Raw genomic sequence first — 6,685 nt, forward strand, 5'->3', positions numbered from 1 at the left:
CCGAGGGACCGAAGCACCCACCTTCGCTGCGGGGCTGTCGCCATGCGTTTCCGGACCTGCAGCACCCTCCTGCTCCTGTGTGTCCTCTCGGCCTGCGCGACGTCGGCGCCGCATTCCGGCACGCGGAGCCCGAGACTCGCCAACCTCCAGCGGGCCGCGAAGCTGCCCTGGACGGACGAGGGACGGTGCGTTGTCCGCGAAGCGTCCCAGCCGTGGCCCGTGCTGATGGAGCAGTGCTATCCGAGCCTCGACCATGACCGGCTCGAGTTCCACGACACGGAGGGAAGATGCGCGGTCGCCTCCGCGGGCGCGGGGGCCCTGGGAGTCGGGCTCTGTGTGCTGGCGGCTCCTGAGATTGCCGTGGGAGCTGTCATCGTCCTGGGCGTGGTGGTGGTCGCCGTCGCCATCAAGGAAGAGCTGGACGCGTATGAGCTTCGACATGCATACCCCGAGGAGGCAGGGACCTCACGAGGAACAAAGGTGTCGTCCCGAGAAGTGGAAGCGCAACACGAGCCTGGCCTGAAGCCGGAGCCAGCGGGGCAGAACAGGAAGCCCCCGTTGCCGCCCGTACCCGTGGGCCGGACGGGACGCGCCAGTTGCGAGCCCGTTCCAGTCCCCCATGCGGGCGAGGACGACGCGCATAACAAGTGCGCCGACAAGGCTCCGCCCAACCGTTACCCAGGCATGGACGTGCTCGTGGGCGGCGTGCGCTTCGATGCGCTACAGGTCGGCGCGCATGTGCTGTGGGAGATCAAGACCCACCGCTTCGACACGTACTCTGCCTTCATCCAGAGGCGGGAAATCAAGAAGGAAATGGAGCAGATCAAAAAGGAGCAAGACGCGGCGATGGCCTGCGGATATGGCTACGTGATTGGTGTGAGCACCCAGGCGCATAAGGTCGCGCTGCTCGAAGCGGATCCCTCCCTGGAGATTGTCGTAACGGGGTGCAAACGATGACCACGCCTGAGGCACTCACCCTTATCGTCCACGCGCCTGCACTCGTGGAGGAAGACGCCCGCGCGCTCGACGTCATCCATGGGATGGAAAAGGCACTCCCCGGTTTGCGCCTGGCGTGGCGAGTCTCCGAAGGCGGGCACCCCATCGCATTGCCGAATCGCGACGCGTGGCTCGCGAAAATGACGCGGGACGGGAAGTTCCCTCTTCTGTGCAACGGGGACGAGAGCTACCCCGTGACGGTTTTTGGGATGGGGGTGTCGGGACGCCTCAGCCCGGGCGGTCAGGCACGGCTTGAAGTGCATGCGGAAACGCCATCGGACGCCCCCGTGATCGCGGCAGCGGCGGCGATGCTTGAAGCCGTGGCCGAGGGCGCGCGTGCGTACTGGGGACACGCGTCACCGTACGGTTACGGCTCGGAGGTCGCGCAGCAGTTTCGCCGTTCGCCTCATGGACCAGAGCGTTCACCCCGTGGGCTTCCCATGCTCATCCGTCCAGAGAAGCTCTCCGCGCCTGCGACCCCCTGGTTCCTTGCGTGGCTGAACTATTGGTCCGCCGCCGCAGCGCAGGTCATCGGATTCCCGGATCCTGCTCGCGACGCCGAGTTGCTTACAAGGGCACGGCGTACGCCGTCAGGTGGGTGGATCGTGCAGCTCACGGATGCGCCGCTCGATTACGACAACCCCGCCCACCTGGACGCGCTCCTGCGCGCCTATGAGCGCTTCCCGGAGATCGGCGGACGCGCGGCGCCTTGACCTCCCGCGCAGCGTCCGCGCACCGCGTCCGCGGCCTGGGCCTCCTCTGACAGGCCCGGAGCGCGCTCACACGCGGAGCACGCGCCCATCGCGAAGCCTCCGGCGAGCGCGGCGACGCCCGCGGCGATGAGCAGGTATCGGGACGGACGATGGCGTCCGGACGTCATGCGTTCTTCCCCAGGGATGGCGGGTTCGGGGCCGCGGAGAAAGGAAGCGGCGCGGGGGACTGCTGGCGGTTGCGCCAGAAGGGCGCTCCAGCCCAGCGGCGCTCCAGGCGGTAGTAGCCCTCGCGGATGCGCAGGTGCTCCTGGAACTGGTGCCGCACCCGCACCTCGTGCAGGCGCAGCGCGGTGGAGTCACCTCGCAGGGACCGGCTCACCGCGTCCGCCGTCTGCTGCGCGGAGCGCAGGGCCTGCGACGTGCCCTGCAAGGACAGCGGATCAAACGTGCACGCCGCGTCCCCCACCGCGAGCCAGTCCTCACCGTGCAGCCGGTCCAGGCAGGCGACGTTCCCGGGCACCGCGCGCAGGGACGCGCCGGTGAAGTCACACGCCTCCAGCCGGCGACGCGTCTCGGGCGCTCGCTCCATCCGCGTCCGCCACGCCTGGGGGTCCTTCGCCGTCAGCCCCTGGAGCGAGTCCCGGTCCCCCATCAACCCGAAGACGACCCGGTCGCCAGGCATCCGCGCGGAGTACCACCAGCCGTCCACGCTCGCCTCCACCAGCGCGAGCGCATCCACGGTGCGGCCGGGCTGGAGCGCGAACGTGCCGCACAGGCCGAAGGTCCGATCCACCGTGTGGCGCTGGGCCCCCTGCGACGTGGCGAAGGCGGCGCTCCGGCCCGTGGCATCCACCACGAAGCGCGCATCCACGAAGGCGCCGGACGCATCCCCCTCCACCGGAAGGCGGAGCCGGTGGCCGCCTCCCTCCAGGGGCTTCCAGACCGTCACCGCCGTGCCGGTGCGCACGTCCACGCCGTGACGCGCGGCCTCGTCCGCGAGCATCCGATCGAACCGCGCGCGGTCCAGGTGCCAGCCCGTGCCCCACGGCGAGCGCAGGTGGTCGTTGTAGCCCAGCGAGGAGTTGCCCCAGCGCGAACAGGAGCCCATGGAGCGCACGTGCCCCTGGCGCGCGAAGGCCTCCCAGACGCCCAACTGCGACAGCAGGCGCCGGCTGTCCGGGGGCAGCGTCTCCCCCAGGTGCGCGTGCGCGTAGGTGGAGCGCTCGAACAGGGCGACGCTCAGGCCCGCGCTCCGGCGCAGCGCCAACGCCAGCGCCGTGCCCGCGGGACCGCCGCCCAGCACGGCGACGTCATACCGGATGCCGTCCACGCCTCAGCCCGCCTGCCACGGCGGAGCCATGGCCCGGGGGGCGTCCCCGGGCTCGTGGCCCGTGGGCAGCAGGGATTCGCGGGGGGAGCGCGTGCACATGACCCGGCCGCATTGCACCCGGCGGACCAGGAGCACCGTGTCCCCAGGCTCCATGCGTGTCGGGGGTTACGCGAAGGGGCCCCGGACGCCGGACACGTCAGGGCCTGTCCCCTGACGTGTCAGCCCGGGCGATGACGTGTCAGCACGCCTGACCTGGACGGAGGAATCAGCGAGGATGCCCGCATGAAAATCTGGGTCGATGCCGATGCGTGTCCGGGGCCCGTGCGGGACATCCTCCTGCGCGCCGTGCAGCGCGTGAAGGTGCCCATCGTCTTCGTGGCGAACAAACCCCTGGCGCTGCCCCGGCTGGCGTACGTGTCCACCGTCCAGGTGGGCGCGGGGCTGGACGTGGCGGACCGGCACATCGCCACCTCCGCGGAGAAGGGCGACCTGGCCGTCACGCAGGACATCCCGCTGGCCGCGCTGCTCGTGCCCAAGGGCGTCGTCGTGATGGATCCGCGCGGGGAGCTCTTCACGCCGGAGAACATCGACGAGCGGCTGTCGGTGCGGAACTTCATGCAGGAGCTGCGCGACAGCGGCGTCACCACCGGCGGTCCCAGCGGCTTCTCGCAGCAGGACCGCCAGCAGTTCGCCGCCACGCTGGACCGGGAGCTGACCCGGCTGGTGAAGCAGCAGGGCTGAGGCGCCTACTGTCCGGCGCCGCCGCTGCCCTCCTCCGGTGGCGTCCCCGTGGTCGGTGACACGGGACTCGTCCCGATGCCCTTGTTGCGGTGCCAGGCCTCCGGGGTGATGTCCAACCGGGCCCCCTCGCTCTGGGAGCGGGCGTGAGCTGGGGCCAGCGGATCCACGGTGCGCTGATCAATGCTCCCCGAGCCACCCGTCCCCAGCATGTCCACGTCCACGCATTCGAAGTCCTCCGGGTTCGAGGACTTCTCGATGCCCGAGCCGCCAGTGGCCTCGGCGGAGGCCTGGGCCTCGGCGCCTGCGTCTCCGTAGAAGTTCATGCCGTGCTCGCGGAGCATCTCCTGCGTGCGCGGGGACTCCTGCGCGTCCCAGGACATCTCATCGCTGGCGAACGCCTCGGACGGGGGTTCCTGCTGGACCGCGGCCGTCTGCGTGGCGCAGCCTCCCAGGAGGAGCGCGGTCAGCGAGGCCATGAGCGGAAGCTTCATCGGGGTGTCCTCCAGAAGTGTCGTCCGCCACTCAAGTTGGAGGCACTTGCGTCGGGGGCAAGCGACGGGGGACCCACCGGGCAAGCGACTCCGTTCCAGCCCGGAGCCTCTTCAATGGTCCATGGGAGCACTGCCTCCCTGCAGGCAGGCCAGCGCCGCCACGGTGAGTGACTCGCATCCGGTGCGCAGGGAGCCCGCGCGGTCCGGCGCGTAGTGGCCGGAGTGCGGCCCCGGCACGTTGGCCACCTTCTCCAGCAGCGTCGCCCCCCGCGCGGCCTCCCACGCCTTCGGCGGAGTCACCCCCATGAACCAGTACGCAATGGGCACCGGGTGCTCCGGCCCCTGGGCGAAGAGGGCGAAGTCCTCGCTCGCGGTGCCCAGCACGCCGGGCACCAGCGCGGCGTGCCCGAACCACTCCGCGTGCGCGTCCCTCACCCGGCCGACGAGCGCCGGGTCGTTCCGGGTGACCGGCCCGCGATTGAGCACCTCCACCTGGGGAGGCTTCGGCGCGCCCGCCGCCGCCGCCTCGCCCTTCGCGATGCGCTCGATGGCGGCGAGCACGCGGGCCTGCACCGCGTCGTCCTCCGTGCGGACCGTCAGCTCCAGCACGGCTTCGTCCGGAATCACGTTGGCGCGGGTGCCCGCCTGGAACTGGCCCACCGTCACCACCGCGGGCTCCAGCGGCGACAGCGCGCGCGACACGATGGTCTGCAGGCGCATCACCACGCTGGCCCCCAGCACCACGGGGTCCACGGACAACTGTGGCTGCGCGCCGTGCGCGCCCCGGCCGAAGAGGCGCAGGCGCACGTGCGCGGAGCCCATCATCGCCACGCCCTCGCGGTGCATGAACATGCCCACCGGCAGCGGCGAGGTGTGCTGGCCCAGCACGGCGTCCGGCGTGCCGAAGCGCGCGTAGAGCCCGGCGTCCAGCATCGCCTTCGCGCCCGTCAGCGTCTCCTCCGACGGCTGTCCCACCACCATCAGCGTGCCGCGCCACGCGTCGCGCGAGCGCGCCAGCACCGCCGCCGTGCCCACGAGGCACGCGGTGTGGACGTCGTGCCCGCACGCGTGCATCACCGGCTCGCCTTCCTTCGTCCGCACGCGGCTCGCGTACGGCAGCCCCGTCTTCTCCTCCACGGGCAGCGCATCCATGTCCCCGCGCAGGAGCACCGTGGGCCCGTCCCCGTTGCGCAACAGGCCCACCACGCCGTGGCCGCCCACGTTCCTGCTCACCTCGTAGCCCTCCGCCTCCAGCCGCCAGGCCACCTCCGCGGCCGTGCGCGCTTCGTGGCCGGACAGCTCCGGGTGTTCGTGCAGGTCTGCGTAGAGCGCGTCCACGTTGGGCAGCACCGCGTCCAGGTGCTGGAGGACGTGCCGGGCGCGGGCCTTGAAACCGGAAGGGGCGGACGTGCCCGGGACGGACTGGGGATCGACGGCGTCGTTCATGGCGGTGTGCTCCACGTCCGGACGCGAGGGGGTCGTGGGCGTCCGGTCCGCCTCAAGGTGGAAGCCGCGTGCCGGACTCCACAAGGGAGGTGGGGAGGGAGGCGGACAGGGGCCTGGTTCCGGGCACCGCGCGCCCCACCCTCCGGGGCGCCGTGGGCCTCCGGGGTACCGCCTGTCCGTTCGTTGTCCGCCCCTCCCCCGGGGACCACGTTCTGGCTGCGGACACGACACATGAAGGGAGCGGTCATGAAGCGAGGCATCGCACTGGGTCTCTGCCTGGTGGGACTGACGGGTGGCGCCGCGAGGGCCCAGGACACGCCCCTTGATGAACCCATGCGGATGGGACGGGGGGAGTGGAAGGGGCCCTACTTCCTGCTGGGACTGGGCGTGGAGGGCTACACGGGCAAGCTCGCGCCCAACCTGGATCCAGGACCGTCCTATGGCGTCGTCGTGGGCTACCGCCCCAATGACTACCTGGGCGTGGAGCTGGGCTACAGCGGCGGCACCAGCAACCTGTCCCTCAGCGACGCGGCGTCCTTCGGCAACCCGGACATCGTCCGCAACGGAGGGCAGGCGGCCCTCACGCTGGGCTTCACCTCCACGCGGGTCCAGCCCTATGTGCTGGGGGGCATCGGGGTCGAGCAGTACTCGGTGCGCTCGGGGATGTTCTTCGAGTTCATCGACGATACAGGGGGCTACGCACCCGTTGGCGCGGGCGTGCGCTTCAAGATCAACCCCCACCTCACGGCCGAGGTGCGCGGCAGCTACAGCTTCCTCTTCGGTCAGGACTTCTCGCCCACGCAGGATGTGGGCGCGGGAGAGGGCCGCTACGCGGGGCTGCTGATGATTGGTGGCAGCTACTGAGGCTCACCAGGCAGGGGGACGGATCCAAGGAGGTCCCGGAGTCCTGAGGTATCCTCCGGCCAGGCGCGGGGGCCTCCCCCGGCACCCCCGCGCCCCCCGCTCCC

Annotated in this window: 7 protein-coding genes; 4 read left to right on the forward strand and 3 right to left on the reverse strand. The window is 71.1% G+C overall.

The window, feature by feature from the left end; genetic code table 11:
- Window positions 1-42: 42 nt before the first annotated feature.
- Both JYK02_RS13725 and JYK02_RS13730 read left to right on the forward strand, forming a co-directional pair.
- Window positions 43-957, forward strand: a complete 915-nt coding sequence (locus JYK02_RS13725; protein WP_207051375.1) for a DUF6310 domain-containing protein — start codon at window positions 43-45, stop codon at window positions 955-957.
- Window positions 954-1,709 carry a DUF5953 family protein gene (locus JYK02_RS13730; protein ID WP_207051376.1) on the forward strand — a complete coding sequence of 252 codons (756 nt, stop codon included), beginning with the start codon at window positions 954-956 and terminating at the stop codon, window positions 1,707-1,709. Before JYK02_RS13725 ends, JYK02_RS13730 begins: the two co-directional genes overlap by 4 nt.
- A 163-nt stretch (window positions 1,710-1,872) precedes the next feature.
- Here JYK02_RS13730 and JYK02_RS13735 read toward each other — a convergent pair whose 3' ends face one another.
- A complete protein-coding gene (locus JYK02_RS13735; RefSeq protein WP_207051377.1) occupies window positions 1,873-3,039 on the reverse strand; it encodes an FAD-dependent oxidoreductase in 1,167 nt (388 codons plus the stop codon).
- Between the two features lie 282 nt (window positions 3,040-3,321).
- Between JYK02_RS13735 and JYK02_RS13740 the strand changes: the two genes are divergently transcribed.
- Window positions 3,322-3,780 carry a YaiI/YqxD family protein gene (locus JYK02_RS13740; RefSeq protein ID WP_207051378.1) on the forward strand — a complete coding sequence of 153 codons (459 nt, stop codon included), beginning with the start codon at window positions 3,322-3,324 and terminating at the stop codon, window positions 3,778-3,780.
- 5 nt (window positions 3,781-3,785) lie between these two features.
- Here the strand turns inward: JYK02_RS13740 and JYK02_RS13745 are convergent, their stop codons facing one another.
- Both JYK02_RS13745 and JYK02_RS13750 read right to left on the reverse strand, forming a co-directional pair.
- A complete protein-coding gene (locus JYK02_RS13745) occupies window positions 3,786-4,271 on the reverse strand; it encodes a hypothetical protein (protein WP_207051379.1) in 486 nt (161 codons plus the stop codon).
- Window positions 4,272-4,382: 111 nt separating this feature from the next.
- Window positions 4,383-5,717, reverse strand: a complete 1,335-nt coding sequence (locus JYK02_RS13750; protein ID WP_207051380.1) for an amidohydrolase — start codon at window positions 5,715-5,717, stop codon at window positions 4,383-4,385.
- A gap of 246 nt (window positions 5,718-5,963) precedes the next feature.
- Here JYK02_RS13750 and JYK02_RS13755 point away from each other — a divergent pair, with 246 nt between their 5' ends.
- The gene (locus JYK02_RS13755) at window positions 5,964-6,581 is read left to right on the forward strand and encodes an outer membrane beta-barrel protein (protein WP_207051381.1); all 618 of its coding nucleotides are present in this window, start codon (window positions 5,964-5,966) and stop codon (window positions 6,579-6,581) included.
- Window positions 6,582-6,685 lie beyond the last annotated feature (104 nt).

This window comes from Corallococcus macrosporus, assembly GCF_017302985.1.
GTDB classification, from domain to species: Bacteria; Myxococcota; Myxococcia; order Myxococcales; family Myxococcaceae; genus Corallococcus; species Corallococcus macrosporus_A.